Genomic DNA, 22,490 nt, shown 5'->3' with positions numbered 1-22,490 from the left:
CCCACGGCATAAATCAGCTGTCGCTCATTTCAGGTCGATGGGCGTGTTTCGAGCCGCCGGGCTTAGCCGAACTCACCCCAAGTCGAAGGGAATTTCGCCGGCCTCATGGGCGAGCAACCACTGCTTGCGGCCGATGCCGCCGGCGTAGCCGGTCAGGCGTCCGTCGCTGCCGATCACGCGATGGCAGGGCACCACGATGGCGAGCGGATTCTGGCCGTTGGCGCGGCCCACTGCGCGCTGGCCGCCACGACGGTTAAGCTGCTCGGCGATCTCGGCATAGCAGCGGGTCTCGCCGAAGGGAATGGTGGAAAGCGCCTGCCAGACCCGCTGCTGGAAGTCGGTGCCCTTGGGCGACAACGGCAGGTCGAAGGTCTGGCGCAGGCCGTCGAAGTATTCCTCGAGCTGGGCGTGGGCGCGGTCGGTCAGGGCGTTGGGACGGGGCGTTTCATCGGCCTCCGCCTCGCCGACGAAGACGATTTCGGTGAGACCCTTATCGCTGGCGCGCAGGCGGATCAGGCCCAGCGCGGCGGTTTCCGGCGGCCGATAGTAGTCGAGGGCCTGATCGTCGAGGATATCGCCCCGGGATTCGGCGACCTGGTCGGCAGGACGGACATCGTCACGCTCATCAAGGCGCTTATCCGGATGCTTATCCAGAAGGGCATCCGGTTGATCAAAAAGCGAGCGGGAGGCAGCGGGGGCAGAGGACATGACGGTGACTCCTGAGATGATCGTTCTGGAGAAGGATCTTTGGAAAGCGCTACCGAGACCATAGCGGAAACTGGCCCTGGCTGCTGGTGATGCTTGCTACGGTGTTCGTCTCTGCGCGTGTTATCGGTTCTTGTTTTTGCTCCCGTCGCCGGTCTCTACAACCGACGAGGCCGCCTTATGGGGCGGCCTCGGTGAGTGCTTATGTCCAGGTACGGGCAGGAGCCGGTCAGGCGTCGCTGTATAGGTCGCGGTAGTCGTCGCGTAGCTGCTTCTTCTGCACCTTGCCCATGGTGTTGCGGGGTAGGCTGTCGACGAACAGGACTCGCTTGGGCTGCTTGTACTTGGCGAGGTGGTCGCTCAGCGAGGCGATTACCAGTGCCTCGTCGATCGTGGCGCCGGGCTTTTTGACCACCACGGCGGTCACGCCTTCGCCTAAGTCGGGATGGTGCACGCCGATCACGGCCGATTCGACCACCCCGTCTAGCTCGTCGATGACCTGCTCGACCTCTTTCGGATAGACGTTGTAGCCCCCCGAGATCACCAGGTCCTTGTCCCGCCCGACAATATGTACATAGCCACGCTCGTCGATCATCGCCAGGTCACCGGTGACGAAGAAGCCATCGGCGAGCAGTTCCTCCTTGGTCTTCTCCGGCATGCGCCAGTAGCCGACGAAGACGTTGGGGCCGCGCACTTCGAGCATGCCGATCTCGCCCTGGGGCAGGGCGGTACGGCTCTCACGGTCGGTGATGCGAACCTCCACCCCGGGCAGCGGCATGCCGACGGTGCCGGCGATCCGGTCGCCCTCGTAGGGGTTGGAGGTGTTCATGTTGGTCTCGGTCATGCCGTAGCGCTCGAGAATCGCATGGCCGGTGCGGGCCTCGAAGGCCTGGTGGGTGTCGGCGGTCAGCGGGGCCGAGCCGGAGGTGAACAGGCGCATGTTGGCGGTCAGTTCCGGGGTCAGGCGCGGGTCCTGAAGCAGGCGGGTATAGAAGGTCGGTACGCCCATCATGGTGGTGCCGGCTGGCAGCTCGTCGATGATCGCCTCAACGTCGAAGCGTGGCAGGAAGCACATGCTGGCGCCGGACATCAGCACCACGTTGCAGGCCACGAAGAGCCCATGGGTGTGGAAGATCGGCAGGGCATGGATCAGCCGGTCGGCTTCGCTGAACTGCCAGGTGTCGACCAGCGCCGTGGCGTTTGAGCTGAGGTTTGAGTGGGTCAGCATCGCGCCCTTGGAGCGACCGGTGGTGCCGGAGGTATAGAGGATGGCGGCCAGGTCATCGCCTTCCCGGGCCTGAATGCCCTCGTATGGCGTTGCCTCGGCGGCGGCCGTCATCAGGCTGCCGTCGGCTTCAATGCCCAGGGTGGCCACCTGCGGGCAGCCGGTCTCGCCGGCGATGCGCCGTGCTTCGTCCTCGACCGCGGGGCGACAGACGAACAGCGCAGGCTCCGCATCGCCGAGGAAGTAGCGGATCTCCTCGCCGGTGTAGCCGGTATTGAGCGGGAGGTAGACGCCGCCGACGCGCAGGGTGGCCAGGTACAGCAGAATGGTTTCGGGGCTCTTGTCGACCTGCACGGCGACCCGGTCCCCCGGGCTCACGCCGAGCGCGACCAGGGCACCGGCCAGTCGTTCGCTGGCTGCGTGGGCCTGGGCATAGCTGTAGCCACGACCGTCGCGGGTGGTGATGAAATCGGCGTCACCGCGCGCCCGCATCCGTTGAGCGAAGGTATCGAACAGGTTGTGGTTCATTTTGTTGGTTCTCCCTTGAGCAGTTTGCGGGCACGTCGGTCCAGGTCGCGCACGGCCGACGAGCAGGCGATCGTGCCGTGGGTGGTGTATTTCTCGTGATTGCGTTCGATGTCTTCGAGCACATAGAGGTAATTGACCATCAGCCCGGCGGCCTGATGGAGTCCCTTGCCCGAGGTGTCGCCCAGCCAGTTGATGCGATGCAGTTGGGCGCCGTTGCCCAGGTGAAAGCGGGCTACGGGATTGAGCGGCAATGCCTTGGCATTCTTTTCCTTGAGCAGGTAATGCGCCGCCAGCGGTTTGATGAGTTCCTTGAGCCGCTGTGATTGTTCAGGGTCGCTGGCCCAGTCGGGCGCATTGAGGTGCTCAAGCGCCGCCTTTGCGTCCTCGTCGAGGCCGTCGCCTGCGTCTTGCAACACGGTCTCCAGCCACTTGCGAAAGCCCGGCACCGGCGACAGGGTGACGAAGTGCTTGAGATGGGGCAGTTCCTGCTTGAGTTCTTGCACCACCTGCTTGATCAGGAAATTGCCGAAGGAGATGCCGCGCAGCCCGGTCTGGCAGTTGCTGATACCGAAGAAGGCGGCGGTGTCGGCGGCCTCCGGGTCCTCGATGTCGTAGGTGGCGGGATCGAGGATCGCCTGGATCTGGTCGGGCAGTCCCTTGTGCAGGGCCACTTCGACGAAGATCAGCGGCTCGTCGCCGATCGCCGGATGGAAGAAGGCGAAGCAGCGCCGGTCGCGGGCATCGAGGCGCCGGCGCAGGTCGTTCCAGTCGTGGATCTCATGCACCGCCTCGTAGCGGATGATCTTCTCGAGGATCACCGCCGGCGTGTTCCAGTCGATACGCTTGAGCACCAGGAAGCCGCGATTGAACCAGGAGGCGAATAGGTGGGCGAAGTCTGCATCGATGGCCTTGAGATCGGGGTGTTCGCCGAGCATCGCCAGCAGATCCTCGCGCATGTGCACCAGCTCATGCGTGCCGCCGCTTGGCAGGTTGAGCCGGCGCAGCAGTTCCTGGCGACGGGGCTCGCAGACATCGAACAGGTGCTGCTGCGTGAGGTTGTCGCGGGTCTCGCGGTAGGCCGCGTAAGCGGCATCGATCCCCTCGGGGTCGGCGGCGAAATCGTCGGCCAGCCCCATGAAGAACTGCCGTTTCTGGTCGTCGTCAAGGCGGGCATAGATCGCCAGGGTCTGGCTCGCCAAGGTGATGCTCGAGGCCTCGCCGTCACTTTCGAGCAGCGCCTGACAGGCCTTGATCAGCATGGCGTGATCGACGGGAGAGCGCTCATCTTCTCGGCGCCTGAGCAGTACATCGCGCTGAGTGATGTTGCTGAACAGCTCCTGCAGGAAGCTCATATTCATTATTGATCCCTCATTGGTGAGCCCAGGTCCAAAGACAAAGATAAGGACAATGACAAGGGCGCGTCGGCGTCCGGGTGCAAGTGCAATGCTGGCGCATGATCAGCTGGCGCATGGTCAGGGCTGGCCCATGATCAGGTTGGGTAGCCAAGTCACAATGCCCGGGAAGAAGCACAGCACCACGATGCCCAGCACCATGCACAAGGCATAGGGCAGGCTGCCCATCAGCACGTCACGCAGTGAGATGTCCGGGGCGATGCTGTTGATGATGAACAGGTTGAGGCCCACTGGCGGCGTGATCAGGCCGATCTCCAGGTTGATGGTCAGGATGACGGCGAACCAGTAGGGATCGAAGTCAGCGGCCAGGATGATCGGTAGCAGGATCGGTGCTGTCATCACGATCACTGCTACCGGCGGCAGGAAGAAGCCGGCCACCAGCAGGAACAGATTGATGATGCCCATCAGCACCCAGCGGTTGACCTCCAGATCGGCGATGGTGGCCGCCACTGTCTGGGTGATGAACAACGATGACAGTGCATAGGCGAAGACCTCGGCGGCGGCGATGATCAGCATGATCATCACGCTCTCGCGCAGGGAGTCGCGCATGATCAGCTTGATCGGAGCGACGTGCCACATGCGATAGACGATGATCGCTAGCGCCAGGCACAGGAAGGCACCGGCCCCGGCCGCCTCCGAAGGCGTGGCCAGACCGCCGTATAGCGCGAACAGGATGCCGGCCACCACCGCCAGGAATGGCAGCACTCGCACCAGCGCCTTTAGGTTGCTGTCGACGTTGGCCTTGATCGTTTCCTTCATCTTGTCGGTGGCCGTGACCATCGGGGTGTCATAGCCTCCTGCCAACTTGCAGGCGATCAGCGTCCAGACCATAAACAGACCGGCTAGCATCAGCCCTGGGATCGCACCGGCGATGAACAGGCGTCCGATCGAGGTTTCGGTGGCAATGCCGTAGACGATCATGGTCACCGAGGGAGGAATCAGGATGCCCAACGTGCCGCCAGCGGCGATGCAGCCGGCGGCCACGCCATCCGGGTAGCCGCGCTTGCGCATTTCGGGGATGCCCATCTTGCCGATGGCGGCACAGGTGGCGGGAGAGGAGCCTGAGAGGGCGGCGAAGATCGAGCAGGCGCCGATGTTGGAGATCGCGAGACCACCGGGCAGGCGTCCGAGCCACAGATCCAGCGAGCGATAGAGGTCGCGACCAGTGGGTGACGAGGCCACGGCCGCGCCCATCAGGATGAACATTGGAATCGCCACGAAGCCGAACTCGGCGATGCGGTCGAAGAAGGTCTCGCCGAAGTAGGTCAGCTCGCTCATGCCGCGGTCGGCCACCAGGGCAATCAGCGACACGGCGCCCAGGGCGAAGGCGATCGGGGTGCCGATGGCCATCAATACAAGCAGCCCCACGGCCACGGCAATGCCGGCGGTAATCGGGTCCATGGTCAAGGCTCCTTACGCAGGGTTTCGGCGACGTATTGCAGTGTCAGCAGGGTGGACCCGAGCGCCATCGGCACCAGTGCCGGCCATAGAAGTGGGTTCCATACCGAGCCGGTGGTCCACTGCTGGTGGTAGGCCTCGGCCACATAGAGCCAGGCGGCATAGGCCAGGGCGGCGCAGAAGCCGATTCCGACCAGGGATGACACCAGGCGCATGATCTTGCGGGGCAGCCCGCCGATCATGTCAGGCAGCAGGGTGACCGCCACATGGCCGCCCGTCATCAGTACATAGGAACTGCCCATCAACATCGCGCCGCTGACGATGTAGATGGTGAATTCGGTCTGCCAAGTGGAACTCATGCCCAGGATGGTACGCACGAAGATCATGTGACAAATGGCCAGCACGCCGGCCATCAGCATGGCCGCGGCCAGGTAGGCCATGGCGCGCGACAGGCGATCCATGACGTGTGTATAGATGCCGATGATCTTGACGGGGGTCGAGAGCTCGCGGCGAGAGAAGTGCTCCATATGCCCTCCGGATAGTGTGAAGGAGGGCCGCCTCATGCAGGGCGGCCCGGCAAGCCTTGAACCGTCAGGCGGTCATCGGCATTGATGTCACAGGTAGCGGAGGTGGTGTCACTCCACGGCGAGTGCCGCATCAATCAGGGCCTGGCCGTTGGGCACGTTCTCGGCGAAGGTCTTGTAGGAGCTCTGCTGGGCGATATCCAGCCAGGCCTGGTAGTCCTCTTCAGACATGCTGACTACCTCGACGCCATTGGCCTTGAACTCGTCGATCATCTTCTGATCCAGTGCCGCGGCTTCACCGGCGAAGTACTCTTCTGCCTTCTGACCGGCCTCGACCAACGCCTGCTGCTGCGCTTCGTCGAGCTTGTTCCAGCTCTGTTCTGAAATCAGGACCGGTTCATACATGAACCACAGCGCGTTTTCACCGGGCGCTGTCAGGCAAGACACCTGCTCGTAGATGCGATATGACACGAACGAGCCGGACGACGTGTTGGCGCCGTCGAGCACCCCGGTTTGCATGGCGGTGTAGATATCCGAGGACGGCATCGAGGTGATAGAAGCGCCGGCGCTGGCCAGCATTTCATCGAACGCCGGGCCGGCGGCGCGCAGGGTCTGGCCCTCGACCGTTTCCGGCGAGGTGATACAGCGCTTGTTCGAGGCAAAGCCCCCGGCCAGCCAGGCGTCGGCCAGCACGCGGGCGCCGCCTTCATGAATCACGTCCTTGATCATGGTCATGAACTCGGAATCGTTGAGCCGCTGGGCACGTTCGTGATTGCGCACCAGCCCCGGCATCAAAGTTGCCGAGAACTCCGGGTGACGGCCACTGGCGTAGTCAAGCGGCAGCGATGTCATGTCCAGGCGGCCACGCGCCAGGGCGCTCCACTGTTCCTTGGCCTTGAACAGGGATTGGCCTGGATAGACCTGGATGGCGAGATCAACGTCGGCTGCGGCGACTTCCTTGGCCATCAACTGCACCATTTCGTCTCGAACATCGCCCTGTCCACCAGGGAACTGGTGCGAGGCGCGCAGCACGGTTTCTGCCGAGGCAACGCTTGAAAAGGCAAGGGTCAGGGTGGCGGCCGCGATGGCGGCGGTGGAGGTGAGCTGGTGTGTCATCGGGCGTGTCATAGTGGCGTGACTCCATCGGTCTATTATTCTTGTGAAATGTTTATCATCGACGATGATGTATACTTGAATAGGCTTCTGGGATATTTGTGTCAATTAAATGACGCTAGACCATGGTCGATGCGGTGACGCAAGCGATTGATCGGGCAAGGGGGAAAATATGGCGGGCACCAAGCGATCGAATGCTCAGCGGCTCAAGGATTCGCTGGAGGACGACATCATCAATGGTCGACGGGTCCCCGGTGAGCGTCTCGATCCGGAAGTTTTGGGCAATGAGTTCGAGGTATCCCGCACGCCGGTGCGTGAAGCCATCCAGCAACTGGTGGCCAGTGGGTTGGTAACGGTCTCGCCGAAGAAGGGCACCTTCGTGGCCAAGGTGAGCATCGAGCAACTGATCGAGATGTTCGAGGTCATGGCTGAACTCGAGGGCATGTGCGGACGCCTGGCCACGCGGCGCATCACGCCCGGTGAGCTGTCCGACCTGCATCAGGCGCTTGAGCGCTGTGAGGCCGCCTCGGCAGGCGGAGATCCCGATGAGTATTACTACGAGAACGAGGTCTTCCATCACACGATCTACGCGGCGAGCCACAATGCCTTCCTGGCCGCGGAGGCCCGTCAGCTCAAGCTGCGACTGAAGCCTTATCGGCGACTGCAGTTACAGGTCCGCCATCGCATGAGCAACTCGCTGAGCGAGCATCGTGAGATCATCGCGGCCATCGAGGCCGGTGATGCCGTCCGGGCAGAACAGGCACTGCGGGATCATGTGCTGATTCAGGGCGAGCGCTTCAGCGACCTGATCGCCAGTGTGAAGGATTTCGGTATCAAGGATGCCGACGAGCCCGTATAGAAAGGCAGGGAATGTTGGCCGCATTTGCCTGTCCCTGTAGGGTGGGTGAGCCCGATTTGGAGGAGGCGTCATGTTCCCGAGTTTTTCCCTGCGCTACGCGCACCTGCCGTCACGCATGAGCGCCGAGTGCGCCCCGACCCGGGTGGCGAATCCGCGGCTGGTGGCGTTCAATCACGCCCTCGCCGAAGAGCTTGGCTTCGAGGCGGCCGCCTTCGATGCGACCGAGGCCGCCGAGGCGCTCTCCGGCAATGCGCCGCCTGCCGGCAGTGAGCCTCTGGCGATGGCCTATGCCGGCCATCAGTTCGGCAACTTCGTGCCCAAGCTCGGCGATGGCCGGGCGCTGCTGCTGGGTGAGGTCATCAATCGCGACGGCCAGATTCGCGAGCTGCAGCTCAAGGGCGCCGGGCGCACGCCTTTCTCGCGCGGCGGTGATGGCCGCGCGCCATTGGGCCCGGTGCTGCGCGAATACCTGGTCAGCGAGGCCATGCATGCGCTGGGGATTCCCACCACCCGGGCGCTGGCCGCGGTGACCACCGGCGAGCGCATCGTGCGCCGCCTGGCCGAGCCCGGCGCGGTGCTGACGCGAGTGGCGTCGAGCCACCTGCGAGTGGGGACCTTCCAATATTTCGCCGTCCGCAAGGATGTCGAGGCGATCCAACTGCTGGCCGACATGGCCATCGAGCGCCACTACCCGCATCTCGAGCCGCTGAGCGGCGGCGCACGCTACCTGGCCCTGCTCGAGGCGGTGATAGCCCGCCAGGCCGAACTGGTGGCCCGCTGGATGGGCGTGGGCTTTATCCACGGGGTGATGAATACCGACAACTCGACGATCTCCGGCGAGACTCTGGACTATGGCCCCTGTGCCTTCATGGATGCCTATGATCCGCGCACGGTGTTCAGCTCCATCGATGAGCGGGGTCGCTATGCCTTTGCCAATCAGCCCCACAGTGCGCAGTGGAACCTGGCGCGCTTCGCCGAGACGCTGCTGTCGCTGCTCGATGATGATCACGACCGGGCCATTGCCCTGGCCACCGACGCCATCGAGGCCTTTCCCGAGCACTTCGAAGCGAGCTACGGCGCGATCAAGCGTGCCAAGCTGGGCCTGGAGCGTGTCGAGGCCGGCGACGAAGCCCTTGCTCAGGAGCTGCTGGACGCCATGCAGGCCGGGCATGCCGACTATACCCTGACCTTCCGCACCCTGGCCGATGCCCTAGAGGATCAAGGTGAGAATCACGGTAAGGGTGATGACAAGCATGGCGGCGAGTCGCGGCTGGTGTCGCTCTTCGACACGCCCGAGGCGATCAGCGCCTGGCTTTCGCGCTGGCGCGAGCGCCTGACCCGAGAAGACGCCGACGCTGCAACCATCGCCACGCGGCTGCGTGCCACCAACCCGGCCGTGATTCCCCGCAACCACTTCGTCGAGCAGGCCTTGAAGGCGGCCGACGACAAGGACGACTTCGCTCCCTTCGAAGCGTTGCTGGCCGCCGTGACCCACCCCTTCGAGGAGCTCGAGGGCGAGCTCGATTACACCCAGCCGCCGCAGCCAAGCGAGCGGGTGCTGCGCACCTTTTGTGGTACCTGAGGCGCGGCGCTTTGGGTTAAGCGGCTCTGGAATAAGCGGCTCGTTGAACGGACAAGAAAACGCCCGGGGAGCGTGAGCATCCCCGGGCGTTTCTATTGCGGTTTGCTAGCTAGCGACGGTGATCAGGCCCTGAGCTTTTCCAGGTCGAAGCGGTCGGCGTTCATCACCTTGGTCCAGGCCGCCACGAAGTCGTTGACGAACTTCGCTTCGTTATCGTCTTGGGCATAGACCTCGGCGTAGGCGCGCAGGATGGAGTTGGAGCCGAACACCAGGTCGATGCGGGTCGCGGTCCATTTCACCTGATCGCTGGCGCGGTCGCGGATCTCATAGACACCTTCGCCGGCCGGCTTCCAGCTGTTGGCCATGTCGGTCAGGTTGACGAAGAAGTCGTTGGTCAACTGGCCCACGCGGTCGGTGAAGACCCCGTGCTGGGTGCCGCCGTGGTTGGTGCCCAGCACCCGCATGCCGCCGATCAGCACGGTCATCTCCGGGGCGGTAAGCCCCATCAGCTGGGCACGGTCGAGCAGCATTTCCTCCGGTTTGACCACGTACTCCTTCTTCAGCCAGTTGCGGAAGCCATCGGCCAGCGGCTCCAGTGGCTCGAAGGACTCGGCATCGGTGTCAGCGTCGCTGGCATCGCCACGTCCCTTGTGGAACGGCACGTGGACCTCGTGGCCCGCCGCCTTCGCGGCCTGCTCGATGCCCAGGTTGCCCCCGAGCACGATGATGTCGGCGATGCTGGCGCCGGTGTCCGCTGAGATCTTCTCGTAGGCCTTCAGCACCCTGGCCAGGCGCTCGGGCTCGTTGCCGGCCCAGTCCTTCTGAGGTGCCAGGCGGATGCGCGCGCCATTGGCACCGCCACGCATGTCGGAGCCGCGGAAGGTGCGGGCGCTGTCCCAGGCGGTGCACACCAGCTCGTTGAGGCTCAGGCCTGCCTCGTTAATCTTCGCCTTGACCACATCTTCGATGTAGTTGGTCTCGCCCTGGGGCACCGGGTCCTGCCAGATCAGGTCTTCGGCCGGCACTTCCGGGCCGATATAGCGCGCCTTGGGCCCCATGTCACGGTGGGTCAGCTTGAACCAGGCGCGGGCGAAGGCATCCTGGAAGCGGGCAGGATCCTGACGGAAGCCGTCGAGAATCTTCCGGTAGCTGGGATCCATCTTCATCGCCATGTCGGCGTCGGTCATGATCGGGTTGTGACGGATCGAGGGGTCGCTGGCGTCGACCGGTTTGTCTTCTTCCTTGATGTCGACCGGCTCCCACTGGTGGGCACCGGCGGGGCTCTTACGGTTTTCCCACTCATGGTCGAGCAGCATATCGAAGTAGCCCATGTCGAACTTGGTCGGGTACTTGGTCCAAGCCCCTTCGATGCCCGAGGTCACCGCCCTGGAGGCCATGCCCTGCATGTTCGGGTTGTTCCAGCCCATGCCTTGCGCTTCGACGTCAGCGGCTTCCGGCTCCGGGCCCAGCGCTTCGGCATCGCCGTTGCCGTGACACTTGCCGACGGTATGGCCGCCGACGGTCAGGGCGGCGGTCTCTTCGTCATCCATGGCCATGCGAGCGAAGGTCTCGCGCACCTGAGCGGCGGTCTTGAGCGGGTCGGGCTGACCGTTCACGCCTTCCGGGTTGACGTAGATCAGGCCCATCTGCACGGCGGCCAGCGGGTTCTCCATGGTGTCCGGCTTGTCGACGTTGCCGTAGCGCTCGTCGGAGGGCGCCAGCCATTCCTTCTCCGCGCCCCAGTAGACGTCTTTCTCGGGATGCCAGATGTCCTCGCGGCCGAAGGAGAAGCCGAAGGTCTTGAGGCCCATGGACTCATAGGCGACATTGCCGGCCAGGATGATCAGGTCGGCCCAGCTAACCTTGTTGCCGTACTTCTTCTTGATCGGCCACAGCAGGCGGCGTGCCTTGTCGAGGCTGGCGTTGTCGGGCCAGGAGTTCAGCGGCGCGAAGCGCTGATTGCCGGTGCCGCCGCCGCCGCGGCCGTCGGCGAGCCGGTAGGAGCCTGCGGCGTGCCAGGCCATACGGATCATTAGGCCACCGTAGTGCCCCCAGTCGGCCGGCCACCAGCTCTGGCTGTCGGTCATCAGGGCATGCATGTCCCGCTTGAGGGCATCGAAGTCGAGCTTGCGGACTTCTTCCCGATACGCAAAGTCCTCGCCCATGGGGTCGGTCTTGCGGTCGTGCTGGTGAAGGATGTCCAGATTGAGCGATTCCGGCCACCAGTCCGTGTTGGAATGGCCGGTGGCGGTTTGGCCACCGTGCATGACCGGACACTTGCCTTGTTGTGCACTACCCATCGCGATATCTCCCGTCCTGTTGGTCTGAAGGAGGTTTTCCTCCTTCATCGTCGATGGCCCTATCGCTTGCCTGGCGTGCCAAGTGACCCACTGACGGCTGTGTCAGTGGAAGGGCTCATAGTCTTTCGTTACTAGCGCTGCGTTTGTTCTTAACCACAGCTTAGTGGCGGGCCTGAGGGCTTCAATTTTTCTTTACTCAAGAAGCTGATAGCTAATTTTCATCAACAACTCTGCATACAGGCAAAACCGCCATTACTCGGCGCTTTCCCCTGTTGAGGGACATGACAGGCAAGCGTCGGGCTCGCCCATCAGCCAGGCGCGGTTGGCCTCGACGGTCTCGCGCAGGTACTCCCAGGTTAAACGGACCCGTGACAGTCGGCGTTGTTCCTGACGGGCGGTGATCCAGAATTGGCGGGTGAGGTCGATTTCCTCCACCAGCACCGCTTCAAGGGCTGAATGCTGCTCGGCCATGAAGCAGGGCAATACGGCGAGCCCTGCGCCCTGCACGGCCGCGCTGTACTGGGTGGTAACGCTGGTGCTGCGAATGCTGAATTGAGGGGTATGGCGCTCGTGGTCCTGACTAACGAGCGCCTGATGCGCCGCCGAGGCGGCGGACGGGGAGAGGTCGAGCAGCGGCTCGAGATAGTTGAGCTGATCGCTGAAGATCAGGTCATCGATATAGCCGATCAGCCGATGCTGACTGAGCTCATGGCGGCCGGTCGGCCGGCCATGGCGAGCCAGATAGTCGCGGCTGGCGTAGAGCCGCAGCCGGTAGTCGCACAGCCGCGAGATCACCAGGCCCGCGCTGCTGGGGCGCTCTATGGTAATGGCCAGGTCGGCCTCGTGGCGGCTCAAGTTGACCACCCGTGGCAGCGCTAGCAGATCCAGCGTCAGCGCCGGATGACGCTCGCCGAAGGCGGCAAGCAAGGGCGCGATGACCCAGGTACCGAAGCCCTCGGTCACACCGAGGCGAACCTGGCCGCTGAGCTGCCGGTCCTGATCACTCAGGCCTTCGGCCGCCTCGCTGGCGTGGCGCGCCATCTCCTCGGCGTGGGCCTGCAGGCGATGGCCGGCTTCGGTGAGCCGGTAGCCATGGGTGCTGCGTTCGAAGAGCTGGGTATTGAGCTTCTGTTCGAAGCGCTTGGTGCGCCGCGAAAGTGTCGAGTGATCGACCCCCAGGCGTCGGGCCGCATCGGTCAGCCGCTCGCTGCGGGCGACCTCGAGAAAGACCTGAATGTCCTGCCAGTCGAGCATTGCAATGGCCCTCTCTTGGTTGCCTTGGGAGTGATGTCAGTTGTGCGTGGATGCACAAGCAATGTGCTGCGCTGCCCGTTGTGTGTCAATTCATCCCCTGTCTACACTCGAACTAGCCGCTTCCTACGCTTTGGCCGTGTCGATATGCACATAAAGTCGAAGCCGGGGTGCCATGGCTTAATGCACTATACCTCCGCCAGTTCATCCACAATCACAAGAGGCTGTCCCGCGCGTGGCGCCGTGTCGCCATCGCCAGAGGTCTGCCCAGGAGCCGCCATCATGTCAGTGCGTGAGATTTCCCTTTATATCGACGGTCAACCGGTGCCCTCCCAGAGCGGGGAATGGCGCGACGTGCTCAATCCGGCGACCCAGGAAGTGGTGGCCCGGGTGCCGTTCTGCACAAGCGACGAGGTCGACCGCGCCGTAGCCAGTGCCAAGGCGGCCTTCAAGACCTGGCGCAAGGTGCCGCTGGGCAAACGCATGCGCATCATGCTCGCCTTCCAGGCACTGATTCGTGAGCACACCGCCGAGCTCGCTGAACTGATCACCGAGGAGCACGGCAAGACCTTGCCGGATGCCGAAGGCGAGGTCGGTCGCGGCCTGGAAGTGGTCGAACATGCCTGCTCGATTCCGAGCCTGCAGCTTGGTGAGCTTGCCGAGAATGCCGCCAACGAAGTCGATGTCTACACCATGAATCAGCCTCTCGGCGTGGGTGCGGGCATTACCGCCTTCAACTTCCCGATCATGCTGCCCTGCTTCATGTTCCCGCTGGCCATCGCCACCGGGAACACCTTCGTCTTGAAGCCCTCTGAGCAAGATCCCTCTTCGACCATGCGCCTGGTCGAGCTGGCCCACGAGGCCGGCGTGCCGGCCGGGGTGCTCAACGTGGTGCACGGCGGCCCGGACGTGGCCAACCAGATCTGCGATCACCCGGACATCAAGGCGCTGTCATTCATCGGTTCGACCCATGTCGGCACCCATATTTATCGCCGTGGCTCAGAGGCCGGCAAGCGGGTGCAGTCGATGATGGGCGCCAAGAACCATTGCGTGGTGATGCCGGATGCCAACCGCAGCCAGGCCATCAACAACCTCCTGGGCTCGGCCTTCGGGGCCGCCGGCCAGCGCTGCATGGCCAACTCGGTGGTGGTGCTGGTGGGTGAGGCCAGGACATGGCTTGAGGACATCATCGAAGGCGCTCGCAACATGAAGGTCGGCCCCGGCACCCAGCGCGACGCCGATCTGGGGCCGCTGGTGTCGCCCGCCGCCCGCGAGCGGGTCGAAGCGATGATCGAGGCCGGAGCCAAAGAGGGCGCGACCCTGGCGCTGGACGGTCGCGGCCTCAAGGTTGAGGGCTATCCTAACGGTAACTTCGTCGGTCCTACGGTGTTCAGTGACGTGACCGCCGAGATGACCATCTACCGCGAAGAGGTCTTCGGGCCGGTACTATGCGTGGTGGGCGTCGAGACCCTCGATGACGCCATCGACTTCGTCAATGCCAACCCCAACGGCAACGGCACCTCGATCTTTACCAATTCCGGCTGGGTGGCACGGCGTTACGAAAGCGACATCGATGTTGGCCAGGTGGGCATCAACGTGCCGATCCCTGTGCCGGTCGCCTACTTCAGCTTCACCGGCTCGCGGGCCTCGAAGCTTGGCGATCTCGGCCCCAACGGCAAGCAGGCGATCGCCTTCTGGACTCAGACCAAGACCGTCACCGCCCGCTGGTTCGAGCCAGAGAACATCTCCGGCGGCATCAACAGCACCATCTCGCTGGGTTGATCGCGTTCTAGCCAAAGCTTTGTAGCCGGCGCTGGGTCGCCGGCACCTTGTCACAAGAGCTTTGTCACATGAGCGCTGCGGCGAAGTGCTTTCCCGCACGGTAATACACGGCCCCGTCTCGAGAGAGGCGGGGCCGTCTGCGTCGTTGGCTAACGTTTTCCCGGGCGTTCAGCTCAAGTCGCTCAGCAGCGCTAACACCGGCTCGACCTGGCTGACGTGCAGTACCAGTTTCACTCCGCCGGCCTTGGCATCGTGCAGCGGCGTAACCACTGCAAATTCGCCTTCCTCGAGGTGGAACTCATGGATTTCGCGCAGGCCTTCTGAGGTCTTACAGCAGATCGAGCGGTAGGCATCGTCTTCGCCGTAGGTCAGGCGGTGGTAGACCTTGAAGAAAGTGTAAAGGGCAAGGCCGTTGGGAAAGTCTGGCCAGCGGGCAGGACTTTCTCGGGTCTCAGCATCGATTGTTGCGCCGTTTTGCTCGGCCGAGGCGATAGCGTTGGCCAGGGGCTCGGCCAGCAGTGAGCCGGTATCGATCGGCAGCGGTGTCAGGTTAGCCAGAGCATCACGGTAGTAGGCGAGGCTGGCGGCGATGTCGTCTGTACCGCGAAGCTTATGCTCGTGGTGATGCAAATCCGCGGGTGCGAAGGCGCCATTTTCCCAGCCATGGATTACCTGCAGGGTCAGTCGTTGCTCGCGCAGCGCTTCGTCCAGTAGCGCCTGAAGTGCTACGCGCAGATGAAGCTTGCGTTCCGGGACATCGTTATCGAAGGCTTCGTAGGGCATCGCAAATATCTGGTGCAGGCACCCTTCGGCGTGCTCCTTGGCTTCTGTGTAGTTCATCCTGAATTCCTGCAGGTAATTGTTGGCATGGGGTATTCTGAGCATCGCCTAGGTTATCGGCTGAGAATGGCATTACCTGAGTGATTGAGGCGATTTGGCCGGCCGGGATGACTCAAGTATCCTGTCACGAGATAATCACAGCGTTATACTCGTCAGCAAAGTACTCACCATCGAAGTACTTACTAACGTAGTACTTGCTGACGAGTACTTGACGACTTAGTACTGACCATTTTAGTACTGACCATTTTAGTACTCACAATTCATTCACTGTCGCCAGGGGAGTCCCCGGCTGTGCCGTCAATATGGACAGGCGCGAGCTGGGACTGAGAGTGCACCACGTGCTGACCCTGGAACCTGATCCGGTTAATACCGGCGGAGGAAGTGCGACATGCCTTACCCAACGTTAGCCGCGCTGGGCGCGACGCTTGTGCTTTTCACTTTGCTTGGCCTGCGCGCCCGGCATTTCAACAGGGCGCTGGGTGACGGTGTTCCCGATGACGCCCTCGATGACTATGTCACCGCCCGCAACTCCCAGAACGCCTCGACCCTGGGGCTGTCCTTCCTGGCTTCCGGCATGGGGGCGTGGATTCTCTTCGCGCCGCCGGAAGTGGGTGCCTTCGCGGGGCCGGTCGCACTGGCCGGTTATGCCATTGGCGCGGCACTTCCCTTCCTGGTGCTCGCCGCCTGCGGCCCGGCGATCCGCCGCTATCTCCCCGAAGGGCGCAGCATCGGCGAATTCGCCGAGCGTCGCTACGGAGCCGGCGTGCGCCGCTATGTGTCGCTGATTTCTATCCTCTACATGGCCTGCTTCCTGGCGGCGGAGTTGACCGCCATCGGCGGCATCACCGCGCTGCTTTCCGAAGTATCGCCGGCGTTGGTGGTGAGCGGTGTGGCCCTCACCACGTTGCTTTACACGGCGCTCGGTGGGCTGCGGGCGAGCCTCGCCACCGATCGCTGGCAGGCGGGGCTCTTGATTGCGCTGCTGGCGGTGGTCGGCTGGCTGGGCCTGTCGCGGCTGCCGGCTTTGCCGGAAGAGGCTACGATGCCGGGCATCCCCACCGGCAGTGCGCTGTCCGTGGCGTTGACCCTGGTGATCGCGGTCACGGCGGCAAACCTTTTTCATCAGGGCTACTGGCAGCGGGTCTGGGCGGCAAAGAGCGGTCAGGCGCTGGGACGTGGGGCGCTGCTGGGTGGCCTGGTGACCGTAGCGGTGGTGGCGGTGGTCGGGGGCCTGGGCATTCTCGCCGCCATGTCAGGCGTTGCCCTCGGCGAGCCGCCGATGCCGTTCTTTGCCCTGCTGATCGACGCGTCGGCCGGCCTGAAGCTGCTTGGCCTGGTGCTGGCGGTAACGCTGGTGGCCTCGAGCGTCGATACCCTGCAGAACGCTATCGCCTCGCTGGCGGTCGGCGATGGCAGTGAACGCGGCCGGACGGGGCTTGGTCTGCCGATGGCCCGCTGGCTGACGGTGGCGCTGATGGTGCCGGTGGTGGTGCTGGCGCTGCAGAATCTCTCTGTGCTGCGACTGTTCCTGATCGCCGATCTGCTCTGCGCCTCGGCGATCGTGCCGGTGCTGCTCGGCCTGTGGCCGCGCATGACCACCTTGGCGGCGGTGGCCGGCGGTCTGGCGGGCCTTGTGGGTGCCGTGCTGCCCGGCTGGCTGGAACAGGGCAGCTTCACGGCGGGGCTCTTGGCGGCAAGTTTCCCCGGTGGCGTACCGACCCTTGAGCCTTTCCTCGGCGCGCTGGTCGCCTCGACGCTTTTAAGCCTCACCGTTGCATCTCTGCGCCCGGCGCGAGAGGCTCGCGCCGTCTAACCGTCGCCGAACAGGCTGCCTAGACGCGGGGGCTTGCCAAGGCGGCTTGCAAAGGCGGTTTGCAAGACCGTTTACAAGGGCAGGGCATGGCGCCCACTATCAGGGGATTGACGACCAACCCGCTGATAGGAGGCTCCATGTCTGACACGCCCAAGGATTCACGCCGGCGCTATTCCGCCCCGGTGGTCGATGGCCTCGGTAAGTCCGCCAGTCGCGCCATGCTGCGCGCGGTGGGCTTTACCGATGAAGACTTCGCTAAGCCACAGGTGGGCATCGCCTCGACCTGGAGCCAGGTCACGCCCTGCAACAGCCATATAGACGGCCTCGCCGACGAGGCCAGTGCCGGTGCCGATGGCGCCGGTGGCAAGGGCGTGATCTTCAACACCATCACCATCTCCGATGGCATCGCCAACGGCACCGAGGGCATGAAGTATTCCCTGGTCTCGCGGGAGGTGATCGCCGATTCCATCGAAACCGTGGCCGGCTGCGAGGGCTTTGATGGCCTGGTGGCGATCGGCGGCTGCGACAAGAACATGCCGGGCTGCCTGATCGGCCTGGCCCGCCTCGATCGTCCCAGCGTGTTCGTCTACGGCGGCACCATCCTGCCCGGCGAGAACCACACCGATATCGTCTCGGTGTTCGAGGCGGTGGGCGGTCACGCCAAGGGCGATCTCGACCTGATCGACGTCAAGCACATCGAGGAAACCGCGATTCCTGGCCCCGGCGCCTGCGGCGGCATGTACACCGCCAACACCATGGCCTCGGCCATCGAGGCGTTGGGCATGAGCCTTCCTGGCAGCTCGGCGCAGAACGCCGTTTCACAGGCCAAGCGCGACGACTGCGCGGCTGCCGGGGCCCAGGTGCTCGAACTGCTCGAGCGCGATATTCGTCCCTCTCACATCATGACCCGCGAGGCCTTCGAAAACGCCATCACCCTGGTGATCGCGCTGGGCGGTTCTACCAATGCGGTGCTGCACCTGATCGCCATGGCGAATAGTATCGGCGTCGAACTGGGTCTCGACGATTTCACCCGGCTTGGCAAGCGGGTGCCGGTGCTCGCCGACCTGCGCCCCAGCGGCCATTACATGATGAGCGAGCTGATCGAGATTGGCGGCATTCAGCCGCTGATGAAGATGCTGCTGGAGGCAGGGCTCCTGCACGGTGATTGCCTGACCGTGACCGGCCGGACACTGGCCGAAAACCTGGCGGGCGTGGCGCCGTATCCCGACGATCAGCGCATCATCGCGCCGCTCGATGCGCCGCTGAAGGCCGAAAGCCACCTGCGCATCCTGCATGGCAACCTGGCGCCGGAAGGGGCGGTGGCCAAGATCACCGGCAAGGAAGGGGTGCGCTTCACCGGCACCGCCCGGGTGTTTGGCTCTGAAGAGGAGGCTCAGGCGCGCATCAATGACGGCACCGTGGTGGCCGGCGACGTGGTGGTGATTCGCTACGAAGGCCCCCGCGGTGGCCCTGGCATGCGGGAGATGCTGACTCCGACCTCAGCGATCATGGGGCGTGGGCTCGGTGATTCGGTGGCGCTGATCACCGATGGGCGCTTCTCCGGCGGCAGTCATGGCTTCGTGGTCGGCCATATCACCCCGGAGGCCTTTGACGGTGGGCCGCTGGCGCTGCTCGAGAATGGCGATCAGATCACCATCGACGCCGAAGCCGACACCATCACCGTGGCGCTTCACGAAGACGAGCTCGAGCGTCGTCGTGCCGCCTGGCAGCAGCCGGCGCCACGTTATCGCCGCGGGGTGCTGGCCAAGTACGCCAAAACGGTGAGTTCCGCCTCGACCGGTGCAGTGACCGACCTGCCTGACTAGTCAGTGTCGCTGTGGCGGGTGGAAGCCGGCAAGGTTGGCGGGAAAGCTCGTCAGGAAAGCTTGCTATGCAGTCTTGTCATGCGGGCTTGCAGAAAAGATTGGCTGGAGTCCTGATCCTCCAGCCGGTCGCTCAGGGCTCGCAGTTGGCGGTATGGCGCAGCCGCAGGCGGGCGCGCAGGTGACGGGCCAGCACATCGACGCCAATGTTGAGCAGGGCGGTGATCAGGATCAGCACCATGGCGCGGTCGAAACGGATCTCCTGAATGGCGCTGTCGACGTAGAACCCCAGGGTGGTGATGCCGAGGATGCCGAGAATGGCCGTCTCGCGCATGATGATCTCCCAGCGGTAGAACAACAGCGCCAGGAAGGGCCCGTATAGGCGCGGCGTGAGCTCGTAGGCATAGCGTTCAAGGCCATGAGGCGCATCCTGGCGCAGGCGCACCTCGTTGCTGCGCCGGCCGACCAGGTGGGCGATGATGCCGCCGTTGTGAATCGCCAGCGCCACCACTGCGGGTAGCATCGAGGGGCCCCACAGCTGGAGCAGGATAAAGGCCAGCAGGTACTCGGGGGTCGAGCGCATGATCACCAGCAGCCCATGGCCCAGCAGGTGGGCCAGGCGGTTGCCCGGCCGACCGGAGCCAGTGCTGTGACCTTTGGCGACAGCGAGGTGTTGTCGAAAGGGGAGGCGCTGACAAAACGCTCGCTGAAAATCGCGCTTTTGAAAAAAGTGGCGAGACACCAGCGGGTAGAGCGCCAGCGCCAGTAGGCCGGTCAGCACCAGGGCGATCTGGGTCAGCACCAGGGTTTGCCAGATGCCGGGCAGTGCCTCATTGGCCATGATGTCGCCAAGCCAGCCGACAAGACCGGATACCCCCTCGCCATGGCGCAGCGGCGACGGCACGATGTCTTCGGTGAAGAAGCGCGAGACGTTGCTCCACACGATCGGTAGGCCGCTGCCCAGGCAGAAGGGCGCCACCACCAGATACACCGGCACCAGCAGTGGGCGCACCCAGAGCCGCAGGCTGGCGATCAGGGCGTAGAACAGCAGCAGCAATGCACCTACGGTGTCGTAGTGGCCCTGGGCGAAGGCCGATTCCAGGTAGAACCCCAGCGTCGGCATGCCGACGAACCCCAGCACGGCGCTGGAGCGTAGGCCGCATTCGAGGCGGTAGCTGGTATAGCTGACCAGATGCGGCCAGGCCTCGCTCAGCCGCGTGAAGGCAAGCGTCGAGAGCCGGCCGCTGCCGGCGGGCAGCACGCGCTCGGGGAGCGGGTCGGTTTCCTCGAGGATCTCTGCAAAGACCTTGGCGAAGACCCCGGCATAGGGCAGGGCGATGGCTAGCACCCCGGTCAGCGGATGCAGACCAAAGAACTGTAGAAATATCAGTGCCCAGAACAGTTCATGGATGGCACGCACGAAGGCGCAGATGCCGCGCACCAGGCGTGAGTGAAAGACCAGCGCTAACAGGAAGCCTGCCGTCGCGCCAAGCCCCACGCCGACGAAGGCGAAAGCCAGGGTGCGCAGCAGCGCCACCCACAAGTCATCGACGGCGCTGACATCCGGCTGTACCAGGCCCTGCACCAGTCGGCCGAGTTCATGCCAGGGATCGTGGGCGGTGATGGACAGGTCGGCGATGCCGAGGCAGAAAACCGCCAGGGCCACGAAGCCAAGGCTTAAACGAACCGTTGCGGAATGCCACATGGGAAGGCCTTGCGGGTAGGGTGCTTCAGTTCAGTAGAGGGGCAACAGGTCCTGAGCGGTGAGGCGCACGCTGGGAGCGTCCAGTGCGATGCCGCCATCGGCGATGCCGATCACCCGATCAGTGAAGCGCAGCGCCAGCTCGACGTCGTGCATGGCCAGCACGGCGGTGGGGTAAGCCTGGGTCAGCTCGATCATCAGCGTCTCCGACTGGGGGCCGTCCAGCGCCGAGACCGGCTCGTCGGCCAGTAGCACCTCGCCGCCCTGATGGATCGCCCGCGCCGCCGCCACCCGCTGGCGCTGGCCACCGGAGAGCTCGCCGGCCATCGCCCAGCACTTGTCGTCGATCGACAACCGCGCTAGCAGTGGCCGGATGGCGGCCACGTCGCGGCGGAAGGGTTTCGCCAGTGTCACCAGGTTGTACCAGGTGGGGTGTGTCGCCAGCGCGCCCATATAGACGTTATGAAAGACGCTGAGCGACGGCACCAGGCCCAACTCCTGAGGCATCAGGGCCGCGCCGCGGCTCCGCCAGTGCTGGTGCATTACCGAGAGCAGGCTCGATTTGCCGGCACCGCTCTTGCCCACCAGCGCGACGCGTTCGCCGCGCTGAAGGGTCAGGCTGAGTGGCCCCAGCACTCGCTGGTGGCCATAGTCGGCGACCGCCTCGGTCAGGACCAGGGTGCTCATCAGTCGATCAGGTCCAGTTCCTTGCCGACGGATTCGATGATCGCATAGTCATCGTTGCTGGCCGGGATGAAACCGGAGCGCGGGAAGCTTTCCAAAAGCTCGGGGTCTTCCATGTTGAGTAGGGCTTCTTGGACACGATCGGCGAAGCCTGCGCCGAAGCGCTCATCGACGTCGCCGCGGATGGTCCACTGGTAGTCCGGGTAGTTCGGGGTCTTCCACACCACCTCGACCTGGTCGGTGTCGATGTTGCCGGCCTCGACCTCGTTTTCCCACACCGTGTAGTTGACGGCGCCCAGGTCATAGGCGCCGGAAGCCACCAGCGAGATGGTGCGGCTGTGGTTGCCGCTGAAGCCGACCCGCGAGAAGACCTCTTCCGGCGGCTGACCGAAGGCCTCGCGGAGGTAGTACTCGGGCATCAGGCGACCGGAGGTGGAGCCCTTGGAGCCGAAGGTGAAGGTCATGTCGCGCATCTTGTCCGACAGGCCTTCGCCTGCTTCAAGCCCTGTGCTCTGGTGAGCGATGAAGTAGGTCATGAACTCGGCATCCTCGACGCCCTGAGCCAGCGCGCGGGAATTCGGCACCCGAGCGCGGGCCTGGACGCCGGAGAGGCCGCCGAACCAGGCCAACTGGACCTGATTGTTGCGAAAGGCGGTCACGGCGGCGGCATAGGACTTCACGGGCACGAAACGCACGTCGACCTCGAGCTGCTCCTCCAGGTAGTCGGCAACATTCTGGAAGCGCTGCTGCAGGCGGGTCTCGTCCTCGTCGGGAATGGCGGTAAAGACGAAGGTTTCGGCGCTGGCGACCGGGGCAGCCAGCAGCACGGTCAGTGCTAGGGTCAGGCGCTTGAGCATCGATATTATCCTTGTGGCGCGAGTGGAGAGCCGCCGTGGCGGGCTTGATCAGGCGCTATGGTACTCAAAAACGGGCTGACTTGTCCCGCGCA

17 protein-coding genes and 1 riboswitch are annotated in these 22,490 nt (G+C 63.9%); of the genes, 5 read left to right on the top strand and 12 right to left on the bottom strand.

All coding sequences use genetic code 11. The features are described 5' to 3' along the window. Positions 1–72: 72 nt before the first annotated feature. The 6 genes from BCL93_RS12150 to dctP all read right to left on the bottom strand — a co-directional run bounded on the left by BCL93_RS12150 (position 73) and on the right by dctP (position 6,908). The gene (locus BCL93_RS12150) at positions 73–708 is read right to left on the bottom strand and encodes a methylated-DNA--[protein]-cysteine S-methyltransferase (RefSeq protein WP_112055537.1); all 636 of its coding nucleotides are present in this window, start codon (positions 706–708) and stop codon (positions 73–75) included. Between the two features lie 226 nt (positions 709–934). After that, the gene (locus tag BCL93_RS12145; protein WP_112055536.1) at positions 935–2,458 is read right to left on the bottom strand and encodes a malonate--CoA ligase; all 1,524 of its coding nucleotides are present in this window, start codon (positions 2,456–2,458) and stop codon (positions 935–937) included. Further along, the gene (locus BCL93_RS12140; RefSeq protein ID WP_112055535.1) at positions 2,455–3,816 is read right to left on the bottom strand and encodes a malonyl-CoA decarboxylase; all 1,362 of its coding nucleotides are present in this window, start codon (positions 3,814–3,816) and stop codon (positions 2,455–2,457) included. The genes BCL93_RS12145 and BCL93_RS12140 overlap by 4 nt, the downstream gene beginning before the upstream one ends. Before the next feature lie 114 nt (positions 3,817–3,930). Then, complete coding sequence (locus BCL93_RS12135; RefSeq protein WP_112055534.1) at positions 3,931–5,271, bottom strand: TRAP transporter large permease; 1,341 nt, start codon at positions 5,269–5,271, stop codon at positions 3,931–3,933. Positions 5,272–5,273: 2 nt separating this feature from the next. Then, entirely contained in the window at positions 5,274–5,795 is a 522-nt protein-coding gene (locus tag BCL93_RS12130; protein ID WP_220086277.1) for a TRAP transporter small permease subunit, read from the bottom strand. A 108-nt stretch (positions 5,796–5,903) separates the two neighbouring features. Next, the gene (gene dctP, locus BCL93_RS12125; RefSeq protein ID WP_112055578.1) at positions 5,904–6,908 is read right to left on the bottom strand and encodes a TRAP transporter substrate-binding protein DctP; all 1,005 of its coding nucleotides are present in this window, start codon (positions 6,906–6,908) and stop codon (positions 5,904–5,906) included. A 169-nt stretch (positions 6,909–7,077) separates the two neighbouring features. On the opposite strand from dctP, the gene BCL93_RS12120 reads away from it, so the two are divergent. After that, entirely contained in the window at positions 7,078–7,764 is a 687-nt protein-coding gene (locus tag BCL93_RS12120; RefSeq protein WP_112055533.1) for a GntR family transcriptional regulator, read from the top strand. A 70-nt stretch (positions 7,765–7,834) separates the two neighbouring features. Continuing rightward, entirely contained in the window at positions 7,835–9,346 is a 1,512-nt protein-coding gene (locus tag BCL93_RS12115) for a protein adenylyltransferase SelO (protein ID WP_112055532.1), read from the top strand. 122 nt (positions 9,347–9,468) lie between these two features. Here BCL93_RS12115 and katG read toward each other — a convergent pair whose 3' ends face one another. Continuing rightward, a complete protein-coding gene (gene katG, locus BCL93_RS12110) occupies positions 9,469–11,646 on the bottom strand; it encodes a catalase/peroxidase HPI (protein WP_112055531.1) in 2,178 nt (725 codons plus the stop codon). Positions 11,647–11,898: 252 nt separating this feature from the next. After that, positions 11,899–12,900: a LysR family transcriptional regulator gene (locus BCL93_RS12105; RefSeq protein ID WP_092525625.1), complete on the bottom strand. Its 1,002-nt coding sequence runs from the start codon at positions 12,898–12,900 to the stop codon at positions 11,899–11,901. Positions 12,901–13,179: 279 nt separating this feature from the next. Here BCL93_RS12105 and BCL93_RS12100 point away from each other — a divergent pair, with 279 nt between their 5' ends. Then, positions 13,180–14,679 carry a CoA-acylating methylmalonate-semialdehyde dehydrogenase gene (locus BCL93_RS12100; protein ID WP_112055530.1) on the top strand — a complete coding sequence of 500 codons (1,500 nt, stop codon included), beginning with the start codon at positions 13,180–13,182 and terminating at the stop codon, positions 14,677–14,679. A 168-nt stretch (positions 14,680–14,847) separates the two neighbouring features. Here the strand turns inward: BCL93_RS12100 and BCL93_RS12095 are convergent, their stop codons facing one another. Next, positions 14,848–15,519 carry a hypothetical protein gene (locus BCL93_RS12095; protein WP_112055529.1) on the bottom strand — a complete coding sequence of 224 codons (672 nt, stop codon included), beginning with the start codon at positions 15,517–15,519 and terminating at the stop codon, positions 14,848–14,850. A gap of 265 nt (positions 15,520–15,784) precedes the next feature. Next, a riboswitch (TPP riboswitch) is annotated at positions 15,785–15,918 on the top strand. Between BCL93_RS12095 and BCL93_RS12090 the strand changes: the two genes are divergently transcribed. Then, on the top strand, positions 15,908–17,332 hold the full coding sequence (locus BCL93_RS12090) for a sodium:solute symporter (RefSeq protein WP_112055528.1): 1,425 nt from the start codon (positions 15,908–15,910) through the stop codon (positions 17,330–17,332). (Overlaps the previous riboswitch by 11 nt.) A gap of 137 nt (positions 17,333–17,469) precedes the next feature. Next, complete coding sequence (gene ilvD / locus BCL93_RS12085; protein ID WP_112055527.1) at positions 17,470–19,158, top strand: dihydroxy-acid dehydratase; 1,689 nt, start codon at positions 17,470–17,472, stop codon at positions 19,156–19,158. 130 nt (positions 19,159–19,288) lie between these two features. Here the strand turns inward: ilvD and BCL93_RS12080 are convergent, their stop codons facing one another. Genes BCL93_RS12080 through BCL93_RS12070 form a run of 3 tightly spaced genes read right to left on the bottom strand, consistent with a single transcriptional unit; the run spans position 19,289 to position 22,398 of the window. Further along, positions 19,289–20,860, bottom strand: coding sequence for a PhnE/PtxC family ABC transporter permease (locus BCL93_RS12080; protein WP_112055526.1), 1,572 nt, complete (start codon positions 20,858–20,860; stop codon positions 19,289–19,291). 30 nt (positions 20,861–20,890) lie between these two features. After that, positions 20,891–21,544, bottom strand: coding sequence for an ATP-binding cassette domain-containing protein (locus BCL93_RS12075; protein WP_112055525.1), 654 nt, complete (start codon positions 21,542–21,544; stop codon positions 20,891–20,893). Beyond that, positions 21,544–22,398: a putative selenate ABC transporter substrate-binding protein gene (locus tag BCL93_RS12070; protein WP_112055524.1), complete on the bottom strand. Its 855-nt coding sequence runs from the start codon at positions 22,396–22,398 to the stop codon at positions 21,544–21,546. The genes BCL93_RS12075 and BCL93_RS12070 overlap by 1 nt, the downstream gene beginning before the upstream one ends. Positions 22,399–22,490 lie beyond the last annotated feature (92 nt).

This window comes from Onishia taeanensis, from assembly GCF_003268885.1.
Lineage (GTDB): Bacteria > Pseudomonadota > Gammaproteobacteria > Pseudomonadales > Halomonadaceae > Onishia > Onishia taeanensis_A.
The sequence above is the reverse complement of the archived record's forward strand: the minus strand, read 5'-3'. Positions and strand labels throughout refer to the sequence as shown.